The organism is Mesorhizobium sp. M0292 (genome assembly GCF_040321695.1).
Classification (GTDB): domain Bacteria; phylum Pseudomonadota; class Alphaproteobacteria; order Rhizobiales; family Rhizobiaceae; genus Mesorhizobium.
Genome location: NZ_JAMYSB010000007.1, coordinates 217,622 through 233,902, shown reverse-complemented (window position 1 = coordinate 233,902; position 16,281 = coordinate 217,622). Strand labels below are relative to the sequence as shown.

General features: G+C 63.1%; 19 protein-coding genes. 5 read left to right on the top strand and 14 right to left on the bottom strand.

The window, feature by feature from the left end:
• Positions 1-73: 73 nt before the first annotated feature.
• On the bottom strand, positions 74-919 hold the full coding sequence (locus NKI96_RS14260) for a MurR/RpiR family transcriptional regulator (RefSeq protein ID WP_023672343.1): 846 nt from the start codon (positions 917-919) through the stop codon (positions 74-76).
• 213 nt (positions 920-1,132) lie between these two features.
• Here NKI96_RS14260 and NKI96_RS14255 point away from each other — a divergent pair, with 213 nt between their 5' ends.
• Positions 1,133-2,242, top strand: coding sequence for a Gfo/Idh/MocA family protein (locus tag NKI96_RS14255; RefSeq protein WP_023687403.1), 1,110 nt, complete (start codon positions 1,133-1,135; stop codon positions 2,240-2,242).
• Positions 2,243-2,253: 11 nt separating this feature from the next.
• Here the strand turns inward: NKI96_RS14255 and NKI96_RS14250 are convergent, their stop codons facing one another.
• Positions 2,254-2,952 (bottom strand): helix-turn-helix transcriptional regulator, encoded by a 699-nt coding sequence (locus NKI96_RS14250; protein WP_023672341.1) that lies wholly within the window; start codon positions 2,950-2,952, stop codon positions 2,254-2,256.
• Between the two features lie 126 nt (positions 2,953-3,078).
• On the opposite strand from NKI96_RS14250, the gene NKI96_RS14245 reads away from it, so the two are divergent.
• On the top strand, positions 3,079-3,714 hold the full coding sequence (locus NKI96_RS14245) for a LysE family translocator (protein WP_023672340.1): 636 nt from the start codon (positions 3,079-3,081) through the stop codon (positions 3,712-3,714).
• Between the two features lie 115 nt (positions 3,715-3,829).
• On the opposite strand, the gene NKI96_RS14240 is transcribed toward NKI96_RS14245, so the two are convergent.
• The 12 genes from NKI96_RS14240 to NKI96_RS14185 all read right to left on the bottom strand — a co-directional run bounded on the left by NKI96_RS14240 (position 3,830) and on the right by NKI96_RS14185 (position 13,322).
• On the bottom strand, positions 3,830-4,345 hold the full coding sequence (locus NKI96_RS14240) for an SRPBCC domain-containing protein (RefSeq protein WP_023672339.1): 516 nt from the start codon (positions 4,343-4,345) through the stop codon (positions 3,830-3,832).
• On the bottom strand, positions 4,323-4,682 hold the full coding sequence (locus NKI96_RS14235; RefSeq protein WP_023672338.1) for an ArsR/SmtB family transcription factor: 360 nt from the start codon (positions 4,680-4,682) through the stop codon (positions 4,323-4,325). Before NKI96_RS14235 ends, NKI96_RS14240 begins: the two co-directional genes overlap by 23 nt.
• Before the next feature lie 75 nt (positions 4,683-4,757).
• The gene (locus NKI96_RS14230) at positions 4,758-5,849 is read right to left on the bottom strand and encodes a 3-deoxy-7-phosphoheptulonate synthase (protein WP_023672337.1); all 1,092 of its coding nucleotides are present in this window, start codon (positions 5,847-5,849) and stop codon (positions 4,758-4,760) included.
• Positions 5,850-5,938: 89 nt separating this feature from the next.
• Positions 5,939-6,064, bottom strand: coding sequence for a hypothetical protein (locus NKI96_RS14225; protein WP_280800225.1), 126 nt, complete (start codon positions 6,062-6,064; stop codon positions 5,939-5,941).
• 257 nt (positions 6,065-6,321) lie between these two features.
• On the bottom strand, positions 6,322-6,744 hold the full coding sequence (locus tag NKI96_RS14220; protein WP_023823981.1) for a type II toxin-antitoxin system VapC family toxin: 423 nt from the start codon (positions 6,742-6,744) through the stop codon (positions 6,322-6,324).
• Positions 6,741-7,004, bottom strand: a complete 264-nt coding sequence (locus NKI96_RS14215) for a type II toxin-antitoxin system Phd/YefM family antitoxin (RefSeq protein ID WP_023672335.1) — start codon at positions 7,002-7,004, stop codon at positions 6,741-6,743. Before NKI96_RS14215 ends, NKI96_RS14220 begins: the two co-directional genes overlap by 4 nt.
• Before the next feature lie 71 nt (positions 7,005-7,075).
• Positions 7,076-7,870, bottom strand: a complete 795-nt coding sequence (locus tag NKI96_RS14210) for an SDR family oxidoreductase (protein ID WP_352710622.1) — start codon at positions 7,868-7,870, stop codon at positions 7,076-7,078.
• Between the two features lie 30 nt (positions 7,871-7,900).
• On the bottom strand, positions 7,901-8,896 hold the full coding sequence (iolG, locus tag NKI96_RS14205; RefSeq protein WP_023672333.1) for an inositol 2-dehydrogenase: 996 nt from the start codon (positions 8,894-8,896) through the stop codon (positions 7,901-7,903).
• Positions 8,897-9,009: 113 nt separating this feature from the next.
• Positions 9,010-9,792: an ATP-binding cassette domain-containing protein gene (locus NKI96_RS14200; RefSeq protein WP_027049093.1), complete on the bottom strand. Its 783-nt coding sequence runs from the start codon at positions 9,790-9,792 to the stop codon at positions 9,010-9,012.
• Positions 9,793-9,794: 2 nt separating this feature from the next.
• Entirely contained in the window at positions 9,795-10,871 is a 1,077-nt protein-coding gene (locus NKI96_RS14195; RefSeq protein WP_023710443.1) for an ABC transporter permease, read from the bottom strand.
• A gap of 107 nt (positions 10,872-10,978) precedes the next feature.
• Complete coding sequence (locus NKI96_RS14190) at positions 10,979-11,920, bottom strand: sugar ABC transporter substrate-binding protein (RefSeq protein WP_023684065.1); 942 nt, start codon at positions 11,918-11,920, stop codon at positions 10,979-10,981.
• Between the two features lie 370 nt (positions 11,921-12,290).
• Positions 12,291-13,322 carry a LacI family DNA-binding transcriptional regulator gene (locus tag NKI96_RS14185; protein ID WP_023684066.1) on the bottom strand — a complete coding sequence of 344 codons (1,032 nt, stop codon included), beginning with the start codon at positions 13,320-13,322 and terminating at the stop codon, positions 12,291-12,293.
• A 174-nt stretch (positions 13,323-13,496) separates the two neighbouring features.
• Between NKI96_RS14185 and NKI96_RS14180 the strand changes: the two genes are divergently transcribed.
• From NKI96_RS14180 to NKI96_RS14170, 3 genes are all read left to right on the top strand, one after another.
• On the top strand, positions 13,497-14,600 hold the full coding sequence (locus NKI96_RS14180; RefSeq protein ID WP_352580526.1) for a fatty acid desaturase family protein: 1,104 nt from the start codon (positions 13,497-13,499) through the stop codon (positions 14,598-14,600).
• An 85-nt stretch (positions 14,601-14,685) separates the two neighbouring features.
• Positions 14,686-15,000: a MocE family 2Fe-2S type ferredoxin gene (locus NKI96_RS14175; RefSeq protein WP_023672328.1), complete on the top strand. Its 315-nt coding sequence runs from the start codon at positions 14,686-14,688 to the stop codon at positions 14,998-15,000.
• Between the two features lie 16 nt (positions 15,001-15,016).
• On the top strand, positions 15,017-16,234 hold the full coding sequence (locus NKI96_RS14170) for an NAD(P)/FAD-dependent oxidoreductase (RefSeq protein ID WP_023694630.1): 1,218 nt from the start codon (positions 15,017-15,019) through the stop codon (positions 16,232-16,234).
• The last annotated feature ends 47 nt before the right edge of the window (positions 16,235-16,281 follow it).

Sequence of the window (16,281 nt, the reverse complement as noted above, 5' to 3'; positions counted from 1 at the left end):
TGAAATAATAATTCCAATCCATAGTCAATATGGAATGAGCATTCCTCCGCGAATTCGAGCGCCGGGCGCCGGCCTAGGCCTTACGCTTCTTTCCGGTGCTGCGCCGCTTCTCGCCGACGCCGACGGTGAGCGCCATGGCCAGCGCCATGGTGGCCGACAGCGAGCGGAAGCCGGCGAAATCGGCCTCGGCGACCTCGAACCAGACCTTGGCGAACTGGGCGAGTGGCGAAAACGAACTGTCGGTGATGGCGACGATCGGCACGCCCTGTTCGGAAATGGTGCGGGCCTCCTCGATGGTGGCCGGTGCGTAGGGCGAGAAGCTGATGGCGATGACGGCGTCCGCCGGGGTGGCGAAGGCGACCATTTCGGCATTGAGGCCGGCGGCGGATTCGATCAGCTGGTTGCGGATCTTCAGTTTGCCCAGCGCATAGGCGATGTAGCTCGCCACCGGATAGGAGCGGCGCTTGGCCAGGACATAGATGGTCTCGGCCTTGGCCAGCAGCGCAATTGCGTCTTCCAGATGGGCCTCGTCCAGCGAGCGTGAGATGTCGTTGAGCGAAGTGCTGGCGGCGGCGACGAAGCCGTCGAAGATGGCGCGGTGTCCAGCACCCGCATCGGCCTTGGCGCGCAGCGCCTGCAGGCGTTCGTCATAAGAGGAATTGCGCTCGCGCAGCCGCTCGCGAAACACCTGCTGCAGGCTGGTGAAGCCGTCGAAGCCTAGTTGCTGGGCAAAGCGGATCAAGGTGGACGGCTGCACGCCCGCCGAAGCGGCGATGCTGGCGGCGGTGCCGAAGGCGATGTCATCGGGATTGTCGAGCGCATAGGCGGCGATCTGGGCGATGCGCTTGGGCAAGGTTTCACGGCGATCGAGGATCGTGGCGCGCAGCGTCTCGAAGTCGCGAGGTACCCGTTCGTCCATCGTCGCCCCGTCCAAGCTCATCTAGAGCATGATGCCGAAAAGTGTGCAGCGGTTTTCGGACGACATCATGCTCTCTTTAACTCAAGTGACGTCCTCTCTGCCCCATCATAGCGAGCCTGCGCAAGAAGGCCATAAAAAATGAGGCAGACATTCCATTCGGAGAAGAAATGGACTAATTCATCCATCGATCGCTTCAGGTATTGGGAGAAAGAAATGGTCGGCGTTGGTCTTATCGGCACGGGTTTCATGGGCAAATGCCACGCCATTGCGTGGAGCGCCGTCGGCGCCGTCTTTCCCGATGTCGCCAAGCCGAAGCTGGTCCATCTCGGCGAGGTCAACGAGGAGCTGGCCAAGCGCAAGGCCGGTGAGTTCGGCTTCGCCAAGGCGTCGGGCGACTGGCGTGCCGTCGTCAACGACCCCGAGGTCGATATCGTCTCGCTGACCACGCCCAATCAGTTCCATCCGGAGATGGCCATCGCTATTCTCGAAGCCGGCAAACATCTGTGGTGCGAGAAGCCGATGGCGCCGAGCTTTGCCGAAGCAGCGGCGATGGCGGCCGCGGCGAAGAAGTCCGGCAAGGTCGCAGCGCTTGGTTACAACTACATACAGAGCCCGGCCATCCGCCACATCGGCGCGCTGCTCGAGGAAAAGATCATCGGCGAGGTCAACCATCTGCGCATCGAGATGGACGAGGACTTCATGGCCGACCCCGAAGCGCTGTTCTTCTGGAAGCATGAGGCCGCATCCGGCTATGGCGCGCTCGACGATTTCGCCGTGCATCCGCTGTCGCTGGTCTCGACGCTGTTCGGCCGCGTCGCAAAAGTCATCTGCGACATGGCCAAACCCTATGTCGACCGCAAGCTGGCCAGCGGCGGCCGCCGTGCGGTGGAGACCTACGACATCGCCAGCGTTTTGATGCATCTGGAAAACGGCATTGCCGGCACGCTGCTGGTCAACCGCTCGGCCTGGGGCCGCAAGGGCCGCATCGCCATACAGATTTTCGGCTCCAAGGGATCGATCCTGTTCGACCAGGAGCGGATGAACGAAATCCAGCTCTACGTCACCGCCGATCGCCCGACCGAACAGGGCTACCGCACCATATTGGTGGCGCCGCACCACAAGCCTTACGACGCCTTCCTCCCGGCGCCGGGCCATGGGCTCGGTTTCAACGACCTCAAGATCATCGAGTGCCACGAATTGCTGACGCGGCTTGCCGGCAAGCCGGCACGGGTCATCGAATTTGCCGAAGGGCTGGAGATCGAGCGCACCGTGCACGCGATGGCGAGGTCGTTCGAGGAAGAGCGCTGGGTGGATGTGCGGTAAACCCGCTCGCTTCAGCCGCCAGCGACAGCGTTCGCCTCCCAGCCACTGACCCAGACCTGGCGCAGGCGATCGCCTTCGCCCTTGAAGCGCAGGCCGGTCGCCCGGCAATCCGCGATGCGGTCGCTGCGGAAATTGCGGATGGCCTGGCGCAATTCGCACCAGGCGACGATGTTGGCGGTTTCTGAATAGTAGATCAGCGCGATTGGACGGATCAGCCGCTCGGAGGCGCGGCCGATTTCGTCGCGATAGGACAGGTCGAGCTTTTCCTCGTCGCGGATGGCGCGGCGCACAAGCGCCAGATCGATGGTGCCGATTGCCGGTGCTGCGAACCCCCAGACATGCAGCGCGTTGGCGTCGAACGCCTGGCGCAACGGCGGCGGCACGGCGCTGGCGATCTTGGCGCTGACGCGCTTGGCCGCCTGCTTGAGTTCGCTGTCTCCCGTGCGCTCCAGCAGGGCGAGCGACAGGACGATCGCTTCCATCTCCTCGATCGAAAACATCAGCGGCGGCAGGTCGAAGCCGGGCCGCAATATGTAGCCGATACCGCGCCCGCCTTCGATCGGCACGCGCATTGCCTGCAGTGCGGCGATGTCGCGATAGATCGAACGCATCGTGACTTCCAGCTGCCCGGCGATCATGGCTGCCGTCACCGGCTGCCGCGCCAGCCGCAGGATCTGGATAATCTCGAACAGCCGCGACGCCTTGCGCATTTCCTCTCCCTGATGAACGCTACTGACACATCCCCGTCAGTTGGGATGATTTATTGGACTGCCTATCGGGTTGAAAATCAACAAATTCCTCCACGGCACCCCAGCAGGAAGCGACAGGCAACTGACATGAGCTACGCGGAAAATCTCTGGCTGTTCTTTATCCTGCTGTCCGGCATCATCATCGTACCCGGGATGGACATGCTGTTCGTGCTTGCCAATGCGCTCACCGGCGGCCGCGACCGGGGCCTCGCCGCCACCGGTGGCATCATGGTCGGCGGCATCGTGCACACGCTGAACGGCGCCATCGGCGTCGGCCTGCTGATGCATTTCGTACCGATCCTGTACAAGCCGCTGCTGATAGCCGGCGCCGCCTACATGGCCTTCATCGGCATCTCGCTGATGCGCAGTTCCATCACCGTCGGCCACGACGGGCCCGCCGGCAGCCGTACGGCCTGGAAGGCCTTTCGCCAGGGACTGGTGACCTGCCTGATCAACCCGAAGGCCTATCTCTTCATATTTGCCGTCTATCCGCAGTTCCTGAAGCCGGATTACGGCCCGATCTGGATGCAGGCGACGGTCATGGGCTTGCTGACGATGCTGACGCAGGCCGCCATCTATGGCGGGCTCGCCATCACCGCCGGCCGCAGCCGCAATCTGCTGGTGGCCAATCCGCGGGCGACCGCTTTTGCGGGCCGGGCGGCCGGACTGCTGCTGTTTGCTGTCTCGGTGTTTACGGCATGGGAAGGGTTGAGGGCAGCGTGATCCCGATCAAGCGATGACGCCGCGTTTCTTCGCCTCGGTGCGGCGCTTGCGGACCACTGTCCCGGTCTTTTCGTCGTCGAGGGCGGCAGCTACCCCGTCCGCGAGACCGATGACGTCATGACCGCCTCACGCCCTCGCCCAAGACGACGAGAAGCTCGTCCAATTGCTCGAACGTCTCGCCCATCGCATCCGCCGCCCCGGTACCGGCCGCGTCGAGAGCCTCCTTCGAGGGATAGAGTTCGTGCATGACCAGCAGCGTCTTGCCACCCTTTTCCTCGAAGGTCAGCGTGGTGACGGGTCCACCGTCACCACCTTCCTCATTGGTCCAGACGAGGCGTGAGTGGGGTGTCACTTCGATATACCTGCCGAAGAATTCGTGAAGGTCCGAGGCGTCGTGGCCGAACACCAGGCGGTACGTGCCTCCGGTACGAGCATCCATCTCGCATGAACGCAGGAACATGCCCATCGACTTCGGCACCCACCACTGCTTGAACAGCTCGGGCTTGGTCCACGCCTCGAACACGATGCGCGCCGGACCGTTGACCGTTCGCGTGACGACCAGCTCCCGTTCGGACTTCCGTTCGACCGTGGTGCGGCTGTTCGTGGGCTCACTCTCGGTTCTTTGGCGCATCGGCTTTCTCCTTCCGTTTCAATTCCTCGACAACCTTGTCCAACTCGTTGAAGCGTGCGTCCCAGAGCAGGCGGTGCCGCTCGATCCAGGCCGCCTCTTCCTCCAGTCCGCGCAGGCCGAGCTTGCAGGTCCGCACGCGGCCAACCTTCTGCGTGGTGACGAGCCCCGCCTGCTCCAGGACGCCGACGTGCTTCTTCATGCCCGTGAGGGTCATGTGGAACTTTCCGGCAAGCTCGGTGATCGAAGCGTCTGCGCGTCCGAGCTGCTCCAGAACGCCACGCCGGGTGGCGTCCGAGAGCGCGGCGAACGAGGAATCCAAGTCGGTATACTGAACCATAGGGTTCAGTATTTAGCAGACCGGTTGCCGGGGTGCAAGGGGAGCCGCAGCGTCCTTCCCGCGCATCGCCTCGTATCAGGCGGCGCCCGGCCGGTTCTCCATCATGGCGCGGCGGGCTGAGCGGCGCCATTCTACGGCGCCGGCGAGGCCGTGCAGCACCGTCTCTGTGGTCGCCCAGTCGATGCAGCCATCTGTGATGCTCTGGCCATAGACGAGCGGCTTGCCTGATACCACGTCCTGCCGGCCGGCGACGAGATTGCTCTCGATCATGACGCCGATGATACGCTCGTCCCCTGCTGCCACATGGCCGGCGACATCGGCCGCCACCTTCGGCTGGTTCTCCGGCTTCTTGCTCGAGTTCGCGTGGCTGACATCGATCATCAGACGGGGGGCGACGCCGATGCGGGCAAGTTCGACCGAGGCCGCCTCGACGCTCGCCGAATCGTAATTCGGCTGAACGCCGCCGCGCAGGATGACGTGGCAGTCCTCATTGCCGGTAGTAGTCGCAATGCCGCTGCGTCCGCCCTTGGTCACCGCCATGAAATGATGCGGCTGGGCGGCGGATTTCACCGCCTCGGCGGCGATCCTGAGATTGCCGTCGGTGCCGTTCTTGAAGCCGACCGGGCAGGACAGGCCGGAAGCCAGTTCGCGGTGGATCTGGCTCTCGGTGGTGCGCGCGCCGATGGCGCCCCAGGCGACGAGGTCGGCAATGTATTGCGGCGTCGTCATGTCGAGAAATTCGGTGGCCGAGGGCAGGCCGAGATTGTTGACCGCCGACAGCACGTTGCGCGCCATCCGCAGCCCCTTGTCGATGTTGAAGCTGCCGTCGAGATCGGGATCGTTGATAAGGCCCTTCCAGCCGACAGTCGTGCGCGGCTTTTCGAAATAGACCCGCATGACGATCTCCAACCGGTCGGACAGGGTCTCGCGCAGCGCCACTAGCCGGCTGGCATAGTCAACGGCCGCGACCGGGTCGTGGATCGAACACGGGCCGACGATGACAAGCAGCCGGTCGTCGGTGCCGTTCAAGATGGCATGGGTGGCGTTGCGTGATGCGCTCACGGTGCGCGTTGCCGTCAGCGTGCGCGGGATCTCCCGCATCACCTCGTCCGGCGTACTCAATTCTCGGATTTCCTTGACCCGAAGATCGTCTGTGGTGGTCAACACGGCTTTCTGCTCCTGTTTTTAGGAGACCTGCCGGCTGATACAAAAAAGCCGCCAGGTCTGGCGGCTGTTCGGACTTGTTGCTGCAATCTTCAGATCGAGCGCAATCCTCCCGCCGCCAGCGAGCTCGTAAAGTACCAATAGGTGGCGGTCAGGTTGATCATGAGGTTCATATAGTCGATGCCGAGGCGCTTGTCACGTGGGGTATGCGGAGACAATTCGGGATTGGCCGAATCCTCGCGATTTCGTCATCCCTGGGCGGAGCAGGAGCGAAGCTCCGTCGCGGAGACCCTGGGATCCATTCCGTGACCTGGGCCGTGGAGTGCGGCAGAGCAGAATTCTGGACCGTAGCAGCGCTCTGAAGTCGCGGCATGGATCCTCGGGTCTGCGCTGCGTCGCCACGCTCCTTGCTCCGCCCGTGGATGACGAAGTGCCGGCGGTTCGCCAATCGCCAACACGTATAACGCGGAGCGGCTCATGCGGTCCAGGGATCGAAGAGTTCAAGCCCAAAGCCTTCGAAATCTTTCGTATTGCACGTTGCCAAGGTGAGCTCGTGCGCAATCGCAGTGGCTGCGATCAGGCCGTCCATCGACGACAGACCACGACCGCGGCGCTTCGCAAGACCCATCAGGTCGCCCCAGGCCAAGGCAACCGCATCGTCCACCGGCAAAACCCGCTGTTCGAAGCGCTGGGGCAGGTCCCGGGCGAGCGATTCGGCCAGCGCCTCGCGTTTGCGGCCCTCATCCATCAGAGAGACGCCGCGCCGGATCTCGGCGATCGACACTACGCTGATGAAGGAGCGGTCCTCATCAAGCTCGTCCAGCCAGCCCAGGACACGTGCGTCAGGCGCTGGCCTCGTCACCTCGGACAGGACATTCGTGTCGAGCAGCAGTCTCACTGCGGCAGGTCACGCGGTTCGTCGCGCTGACGTTCAAGCTCGAGATCGGCGCCGCGCAGCGGCGAGTCCAGCAGGAACTCGGCAAGCGTACCCTTGCGTGCGATCTTGCGCTGCCATTCCTCGGCCGAGACGACAACCACGCTTGGTTTGCCGTTCTTGGTGATCGTCTGCGGCAAGGACTGTGCGCGCTCGATGACCTCGGAGAGCCGGGCTTTTGCCCCGGCAACCGTCCAGTTGGTGTCTTTGGATGACGTTAGCATCGCATGCTCGTGACTAGCCTGACTATCAGGACTATGTGGGAATGGCGATGTTGCTGCAACAGGGTTTGAGGCTACTCCGGCGAGGTCCCCGCGACGTTCTGGTCGTAGTCAACCAGCGAGCCGGTCATGACACCGGATTGCGGGCTGGCCATGTAGCTGATCAGCCGCGCCAGTTGGTCGGGCTTCACCAGTTGGCCCATGGGCTGGCCGGCCTCTGCCTTTGCCAGCCAGTCGTCGGAGGCACCGTGCCATTTCTTCTGCACGATGTCCTCGCCCTCGGTGTCCATCCAGCCCGGCAGCACGGCGTTGCAGCGGATGCGGTTGAAACGATAGGCGTTGGCGACGTTCTTGGTCAGCGTCGCCAGCGCGCCCTTGCTCGAGGAATAGGGCGCAAGGAACGACTGGCCGCAATGTGCCGACATCGACAGCACGTTGACGATCGAGCCCGGCGCCTTCTTGTCCAGCAGATGCGCCACCACGCCCTGCATCAGGAAGAAGGGACCACGCACATTGGTGTGGAAAATCTGGTCGAAGGTCTCCTCGGAGGTTTCGACCAGCGACCCGCGCGCGGAGGTGGCTGCGGCGTTGACCAGCGCGTTGATGGTGCCGAAATGCGAGACGGCGGTGGCGACGGCACGCTTGCAGTCGGCCACTTTCGAGACGTCGGCGCTGATGAAGATCGCATCGACGCCGGCCTTCTTGAAGTGGGCGACCGCCTTGTCGCCCTTCTCCTGCGAGCGGCCGATGAGCGCCAGCGCCTTGCAGCCCTCGTCGGCCAGCGCTTCGGCGACGGCAAAGCCGATGCCTTGCGCACCGCCGGTGACGATGGCGCGCGTGTTCGAATTGCGATCGGCGGATGTGCTCATCGCTCTGCTCCTGTGCCTTGGTTCCGGTTCTTACTTGTCGAGACGGACGGTCTTGCCTGATGTCGCCGACTTCAGCGCGGCATCGGCCAGCTTCAGCGCCACGAGGCCGTCGGCGCCGCTCGGCGATGCCTTCTTGCCCGAGGTTGCAGCAGTGATGAAAGCGGCAATCTCGATGGCGTAGGCGTCGAGATAGCGGGTCATGAAGAAATCGTGCAGCGGCGGGCGCGTATAGCCCTTCTCGTTGGCGACCTCTATCGACACCGGCCGCTGGTTTTCGGCGGCGACCATGCCTTTGGAGCCATGCACCTCGATGCGCTGGTCGTAGCCATAGGTGGCGCGGCGCGAATTGGAGATGACGGCCTGCTTCCCGGACGCGGTTTCGAGGATGACGCTGACCGAATCGAAATCGCCGGCCTCGCCGATCTTCTTGTCGACCAGCACCGAAGCATGGGCGCTGACCGCCGCCACCTCTTCGCCGAGCAGGAAGCGCGCCATGTCGAAATCGTGGATGGTCATGTCGCGAAAAATGCCGCCCGAGCGCTTGATGTAATCGACCGGCGGCGCGCCCGGATCGCGCGAGGTGATGGTGACCATCTCGACAGTACCGATGGCGCCGTCGTCGATCGCCTTGCGCACGGCGGCGAAGTGCGGATCGAAGCGGCGGTTGAAGCCGACCATCAGCGTCGCCTTGGCCTTGTCGACCACGGCCAGGCACTTCTCGACGCGCTTGACGTCGAGGTCGATCGGCTTCTCGCAGAAGATCGCCTTGCCGGCCTTGGCGAAACGCTCGATCAGATCGGCATGGGTGTCGGTCGGCGTGCAGATGACCACGGCGTCGATGTCCTTGGCCTTCTCGATCGCGTCGATGGTGCGCACTTCGGCGCCATAGGCGGTTGCCAACTCGGTCGCCGCCTTTTCAAAAGCGTCGGCAACGGCCACCAGTCTGGCCTGCGGGTTGGAGCCGACGGCGCGGGCATGGACCTTGCCGATGCGGCCGGCACCGAGGAGGGCGAAACGAACAGTCATGGGGTATTTCCTCTAGGGGGATGGGTTCGAGAGAGTTGTGTCTCCACCTTCCTTTTGAGAAAGGTGGCAAGATAATTTTTCGAGCACGCCAGAAAACAGGATGACCATCCTGTTCAGGCCGCGAGTTCCGCCTCCCCGGTCTTGGCGCCGGTGATGTAGGAGACGATGTCGTTGCCGTCGGTGTTTTCCTTGCGCAGGTTGGCGACGATGCGGCCGCGCCGGAAGACGACGATGCGGTCGCACAGGTCGAACACCTGGCGCATGTTGTGGCTGATCAGGATCAGCGGCTCGCCATTGTCCTTCAGCGTGCGGATGATGTTCTCGACCTGCGCCGTCTCCTGCACGCCAAGGGCTGCCGTCGGCTCGTCCATGATGATCAGCTTGGAGGCGAAGGTCGCGGTCCGGGCGATCGCAACGCACTGGCGCTGGCCGCCCGACATGTGGCGAATGGTGTTGGACAAATTGGGGATTTTCACTGCCGTGCGGATCAGCGCCGCCTCGGTCGCCTTGCGCATGTATTTGCGGTCGAGGATCGAGAACGGGCCGAGATTGAAAAGCACCTTTTCGCGGCCGAGGAACAGGTTCGACGGCACGTCGAGATCGTCGGCCAGCGCCAGGTTCTGGAACACGGTCTCGATGCCCGCCGTGCGCGCTTCGATCGGCCCGGCAAAATTCACTTCCCTGCCGTCGAACCAGATCTGGCCGCTGGTGCGCTGCTCGACGGCGGTGATCTGGCGCACGAAGGTGGATTTGCCGGCGCCATTGTCGCCCATGATGGCGACATGCTCGCCCTTGCGCAGCTCGAAATTCGCGCCTTCCAGCGCATGGACGCCGCCATAGCGTTTGGTCAGGTTTTCGGTCTTCAGGACGATGTCTGTCGTGGAGATATCTGGCATGGTCAAGCCCTCAATGCCCGCATGCGCTGGCGCCATTGGTCGAGAACGACCGCGCCGACGATGATCACGCCCTTGACCATCTCCTGATAGTAGGCGTCGAGGCGCAGGAAGGTGAAGCCGGAAATGATGACGCCGAAGATCAGCGAGCCGATCACGGTGCCGACGATCGAGCCGCGGCCGCCCGACAAAGAGACGCCGCCGATGACCGCCATGGCGATGGCGTCGAGCTCGTACATGACGCCCATGCCGGACTGTGCTGTCAGGTTCTTGGAGGAGAGCACGACGGCGGCCAGCGCGGCGAGGATGCCGGCAATGACATAGACGAGGATCTTGTGGTTGGCGATCTTGATGCCCGACATGCGCGCGGCATCCTCGTTGGAGCCGATGGCGTAGCAGTGCTTGCCGTAGCGTGTGTAGGTCATGATCAGCTGGAACAGCACCGCCAGCGACAGGAAGATGATGACCGGCATCAGGCCCTTGCCGATACCAGCGAAACTTTCGGTCGGAAACGAGATCGGCTGACCCTTGGACCACCATTTGGCAATGCCGCGCGCGGTCACCATCATGCCGAGCGTGGCGATGAACGGCGGAATGCGCGTGTATGCAATCAAGGAGCCGTTGACGAGACCGGCGAGCAGACCGCAGCCGATGGCGACCAGTACCGGCACGACGACCGGCAGGTCGGTCCAGCCTTGCGCCAGGAACATCGCCTTGGGGTTGGGGTTACCGTTGACCGTCGCCACCTGGGCAAAACTCATGGCGATCATGGCGGTGGCGCCGACGATCGAGCCCGAGGACAAGTCGATGCCGCCGCAAATGATCACCTGCGTGACGCCGATGGCGATGATGCCGACGATCGACACCTGCAGGATGATGATCTGCAGGCGGGCCTCATTGAAGATCCCGGCGACGTTGTCGCGCGTGTTGAACAGGAAGCTGTCGCCAAGAAAGATGCGGCCGATCATTTCGAAGATGACGACCAGAATGACCAGCGCCAGGAAGACGTTGAATTCGGCCGGCCATGTCCGCCTCTTCGCGTCATAGCTGACCCCGCCGACGCCATGAGATGTCTGTGACATGTCTGTCCTCCGTGAGGCGGCATTTGCCCTCCCGCACGTAAGGGCGGTGAGGGAAACGGGAGCGGCGCGATTGATGCGCCGCTCCGTTAGTCGAAGGAGTCGCCGGCTCAGTTCTTCTTCAGGAACTTGTCGATGTTGGCTGGCGTCACGAGTTGGAAGGGCACGTAGACCTTGTGCTCGACCTTCTCGCCCTTGGCGAGCTTCAGCGCTGCGTCCAGAGCGCCGGCGCCCTGGCCGGCCGCATCCTGGAACACGGTGGCATCGAGGTCGCCGGCCTGCATGGCGGCAAGCGCGTCCTGCGTGGCGTCGACACCGCCGACGACGACCGTCTTCATGTCGATGTTGGCGGCCTTCATCGCCTGGATGGCGCCGATGGCGCTTTCGTCATTGTTGGCGATGACGCCGTCGAACGGCTTGCCGGTCGACAGCCAGTTGGTCATCAGGTTCTGCGCTTCGTCGCGGTTCCAGTTCGAAGTCTGCTTGTCGATGATCTTGATGAAGCTGCACTCCGGCGTGGCGATCACCTCTTCGATGTCCTTGGTGCGCTGCACGGCGGCCTGGTTGGAAAGCTCGCCCATGATGACATAGACATTGGCTTCCTTCTTGCCGGCCTCGGTGAACAGGCGGCAGACTTCCTTGGTCTCGAGCGTGCCGGAATCGGCCTCGTTCGACGCGACGAAGGCCTGGTTGTCCGGCAGCGTGTCGACATTGACCGGCTGGCGGTTGACATAGACCAACGGGATCTTGGCGGCTGCGGCGGCGTCCGACATCGCCTGCGTGGCCGAGGTGTCGACCGGGTTGACGATGATGGCGTCGACGCCCGAGGCGGCGAAGTTCTTGATCTGGTCGAGCTGCTTGGCGACGTCGTTCTGCGCGTCCTCGACCTGCAGTTCCACGCCGCTCATGCCCTTGGCCTGCTCGATCATGCCGTTGCGCAGCACGGTGAGGAAGTTGTCGTCGAACTTGGCCATCGACACGCCGACCTTGGCGGCAAAAGCGGACGAACTCATCAGCGCCGCAAAGGCGACGCCCAAAATCAGTTTCTTCATTGTGTTTCTCCTCCACATTGGTGTCCGGCTGCACCGATCTACCCGGAATCCCCGATAGCCCGAGGAATCTCTCCCTGATGCCTTCCTGTTCCGTATGGCGGTTCCCAAGGGATGGAACGCCAGGCTCCCAGTTTGAAACAGATGTTCCGGAACGAAAGAACCAAAATACCAATCTGATGAAATATTTATTCCATTTTTTCGCGAGACGTCAAGAGCGATTCCTAAGTCGGAAAGCGGATTTTCGGTCGCCGCGCCGCGATTTCACGTCGAATCAAGGCCGACAGCGGCACAGGCCGAGTCTGAAGGCAGACTCTGATAGATCCTATCATCGCCGGAGAGCCCGCGCTGAACGGGTCGGCGCGGCAACGCGTTAGATATTTTCCGGCAGATAGATGTCGAAGGGCAGAAAGGTCTGGCCCGGCGCGTTGGCGGCGCCGGCCTCGATGGAATGCGCCATCAGGTCGACAAGCTCGCGGCACAAGGCGGCGAGCGGCGTCGAGATCACCATTGTCAGGATGTTGTCGGCGAGTGCCGCGCGCGATTCGGCGTTGATCTCGTTGCAGACGACCACCGGCATGTTTGCGGGCTTCGCTGCGCGCAGCGCCGAGACCGCGCCTTCCATGCCGCCGCCGGCGACATAGCAGCCGGCAAGATCCGGATACCGCACCAGGAGATCGATCATCGCATCGTGGGTGACCTGGTTGGCTTCCAGATTGACCAGCGTTTCCATCACCGTGAAGTCCGGCGCATGTTCGCGGAAGAAGGAGCGAAATCCGATCTCGCGCAGTTCATGGCCGTGGAAGCGATGACTGCCGACGAAAAGGGCGACCTTGCCGGGGTTCTTTGCCGCCCTGGCGATCATCCAGGCCGCGGTGCGACCGACCTTGCGATTGTCGAGGCCGACATATCCCTCACGGATGCCAGCGGCAAAGTCGGACAGCAGCGAGAAGACAGGTTGCCCCCTCGCTTTCAGCGACTCCACGACCGCCGTCAGCGTCGGATGGTCCGGACCGACAACGGCGATTGCTCTGGATTTCGCTGCCAGCTTGCGCATCTGGGCGGCGATCTCGTCGGCGGCTAGCGAGCTGGCGAAATCGATGGTGGCGACGCCGCGGAAGCGCTGCGATTGCGAGACCGCCATTTCGAGCTCCCGCGCGAAATCGCCGTAGAAAACATCATTGCCCCGCAGCAACAGAAAGCCGAGGCGATATTCCGGCAATTCCTGGCGCATGCGCCGCTTGATCAGCCCGGCGGCGTGGTAGCCGATGCCGGTCGCCGCCTCATAGACGCGGCGCGCGGTTTCCTCGCGCACCGGCAGCCGGTTGTTCAGCACCCTGTCGACAGTGGCGACGCTAACGCCGGAGATGCGCGCCAGATCGGTGATGGTTGGCCGTTTTGCCATGACTGTCCCGCATGAGTGCCTGCAACTGCTTACATCGTTCTGATGCAAAATGATAGAAACTATCTTTGTGATATTGAGACTATCACCGCATGGCGCTATTTTGCGCTCGGACACAGGCGCCTGTAATGGACATATCCATCCTGACGGATGCTGTGGCCGACGGAGGCAGCCCCTATGGAAGCGACACTATCCACACCACCGTCCCGGCGCGACTACAGCCTGATCGGCCGCGACGCCAAGCTCGCCGTCGAGACCGGCCTGTCGGCGGCCGAGTGGTATCACACCGATATTCCGCGCAAGCAGATGAAGGAGCTGATGCAGCGCTCCGATGGGCCGGCGATCCGCGACACCACGATCTGGCTGGCCGCGCTGATCCTGAGTGCCGCCGGCGGCGCCTGGTTCTGGGGCAGCTGGTGGTGCGTGCCGTTCTTCTTCGTCTATGGCGTGCTCTACGGCTCCTCCACCGACTCACGCTGGCACGAATGCGGCCACGGCACCGCCTTCCGCACCCAGTGGATGAACGACGCGGTTTACCAGATCGCCTGCTTCATGATCATGCGCAATCCGGTGACCTGGCGCTGGAGCCACACCCGCCACCACACCGACACCATCATCGTCGGCCGCGACCCGGAAATCTCGGTGATGCGCCCGCCGGACCTGTTGCGCGTCGCGCTTGCTTTCGTCGGCGTGATCGACGCCTGGAAGGCGATGTCGGACATGCTGCGCAACGCCGCCGGCAATATCAGCGCGGCGGAAAAAACTTTTATCCCCGAACAGGAGCAGCCTAAAGCCATTCGCATCGCCCGAATCTGGACGGCCATCTATGCCGTCACCATCGCGATCGCACTGTATTTCGGTTCATGGCTGCCGCTGATGCTGGTCGGGCTGCCCCGGCTCTACGGCGCCTGGCATCATGTCATGGTCGGCCTGCTGCAGCATGGCGGGCTCGCGGAAAATGTCGTCGACCACCGGCTGAACAGCCGCACCGTCTACATGAACCCGGTCAGCCGCTTCATCTACTGGAACATGAACTATCACGTCGAACACCACATGTTCCCGATGGTGCCCTATCATGCGCTGCCTAAACTGCATGCGCTGATCAAGCACGATCTGCCGGCGCCGACGCCGTCGATCCTGGCGGGCTATCGCGAGATGATCCCGGCCTTTTTGCGCCAGCTGCGCAACGAGGACTATTTCCTCAAGCGCGAACTGCCGCCGACGGCGCGGCCGTACCGCGAGGAACTCCACAACGACGCCGTCGCCGCCGCGGCGGAATGATCGCGCGATCAAGCTTTTGTTTTGACGCAACTCCGAACGGAAAACCGCAACGCACTTTTCCTGGAATTGCTTTTGGGAGGAACACATGAGCGACTGGATCGAAGCCTGTGCTGCCGGCGACATCGACGAAGAAGATGTGATGCGCTTCGATCATGGCGGCCGCACCTTCGCCATCTATCGCAGCCCCGATGACGACTACTTCGCCACCGATGGCCTGTGCACGCACGAAAAGGTGCATCTGGCCGACGGGCTGGTGATGGATGACATCATCGAGTGCCCCAAGCACAATGGCCGCTTCAATTACAAGACGGGGGCGGCACGCGGCGCGCCGGTTTGCGTCAATCTCGCCACCTATCCGGTAAAGGTCGAGGCCGGCAAAGTGCTGATCCAGATCGGGTAGGACCATGCAGGCGGGAATGGTCATCATTGGCGCCGGCGAGTGCGGCGGGCGGGCAGCCCTTGCTCTGCGCGAACTGGGCTATGACGGGCCGGTGACGCTGGTGGGTGACGAACCCCATCTGCCCTATGAGCGGCCGCCCCTGTCCAAGGACGCAATGACGAGCGACGCGGCCGAGATCAAGACGATCGCCAGCGACGAAATTCTGGCCGAGAAATCGATCCGGCATATCCATTCCGTTCAAGCGGTGGCGATCGACCGCCCGGCGCATATGGTGCGGCTGTCGGACGGTTCGGCCCTGCCCTACGACAAGCTGCTGCTGGCGACCGGCTCGACACCGCGCAAGCTGCCGATGCCGGGATTGGGGTCGCGCTGCGTCTACCTCCGCACCTTTGCCGACGCGCTGGCCATTCGCGCCCACCTCAGCCCGGCAAACCGCATCGCCATCATTGGTGGTGGCTTTATCGGCCTGGAGCTCGCCGCTTCGGCGCGCAAGCTCGGGGCCAGCGTCACGGTCATTGAGGCGCAGCCGCGCATCCTCATGCGCGGGGTGCCGGCGGAGATCGCTGAAATCATCCATCAGGCGCATGAGGCCGAAGGCGTGACCGTGCTCACCGGTCAGGGCATCGCTGATATCGCCGACGACGGCGCTGAGGTGCACATCATGCTCGCCGATGGGCAGGACATCGTCGCCGATCTCGCCGTCATCGGCATCGGCGCCGTACCGGTGACCGGGCTTGCCGCGGAAGCGGGCCTGACCGTCGATAACGGCATCGCCGTCAATGGCGAACTCCAAACAATCGATCCCAACATCTTCGCCGCCGGCGATTGCTGCTCGTTTCCGCTCGCTGTCTATGCTGGCCGGCGGGTGCGGCTGGAAGCCTGGCGCAATGCGCAGGAACAGGGTGCGCTGGCCGCGAAGAACATGCTGGGCGCCCGCGAAGCGCATGCCGCGGTGCCATGGTTCTGGTCGGATCAGTATGGTTTGTCGCTGCAGATCGCCGGCCTTTCGGACGAGGGCAAAAGCACGGTCCGCCGCGATCTCGGCGACGGTGCTTTTATTCTGTTTCATCTGGCCGAGGATGGCAGGCTGGTGGCGGCGAGCGGCCTCGGTACGGGCAATGCCGTGGCGCGCGACATCAGGCTGGCCGAGATGCTGATCGCCAAGCGGGCTAGGCCGGCGCCGGAGGCGTTGGGGTCGCCGGATGTGAAGCTGAAGTCGTTGCTGGCAGCGTAAGTTTTACCTTTCCCCTTGTGGGGAGGGTCGCTGCGAAGCAGCGGGGC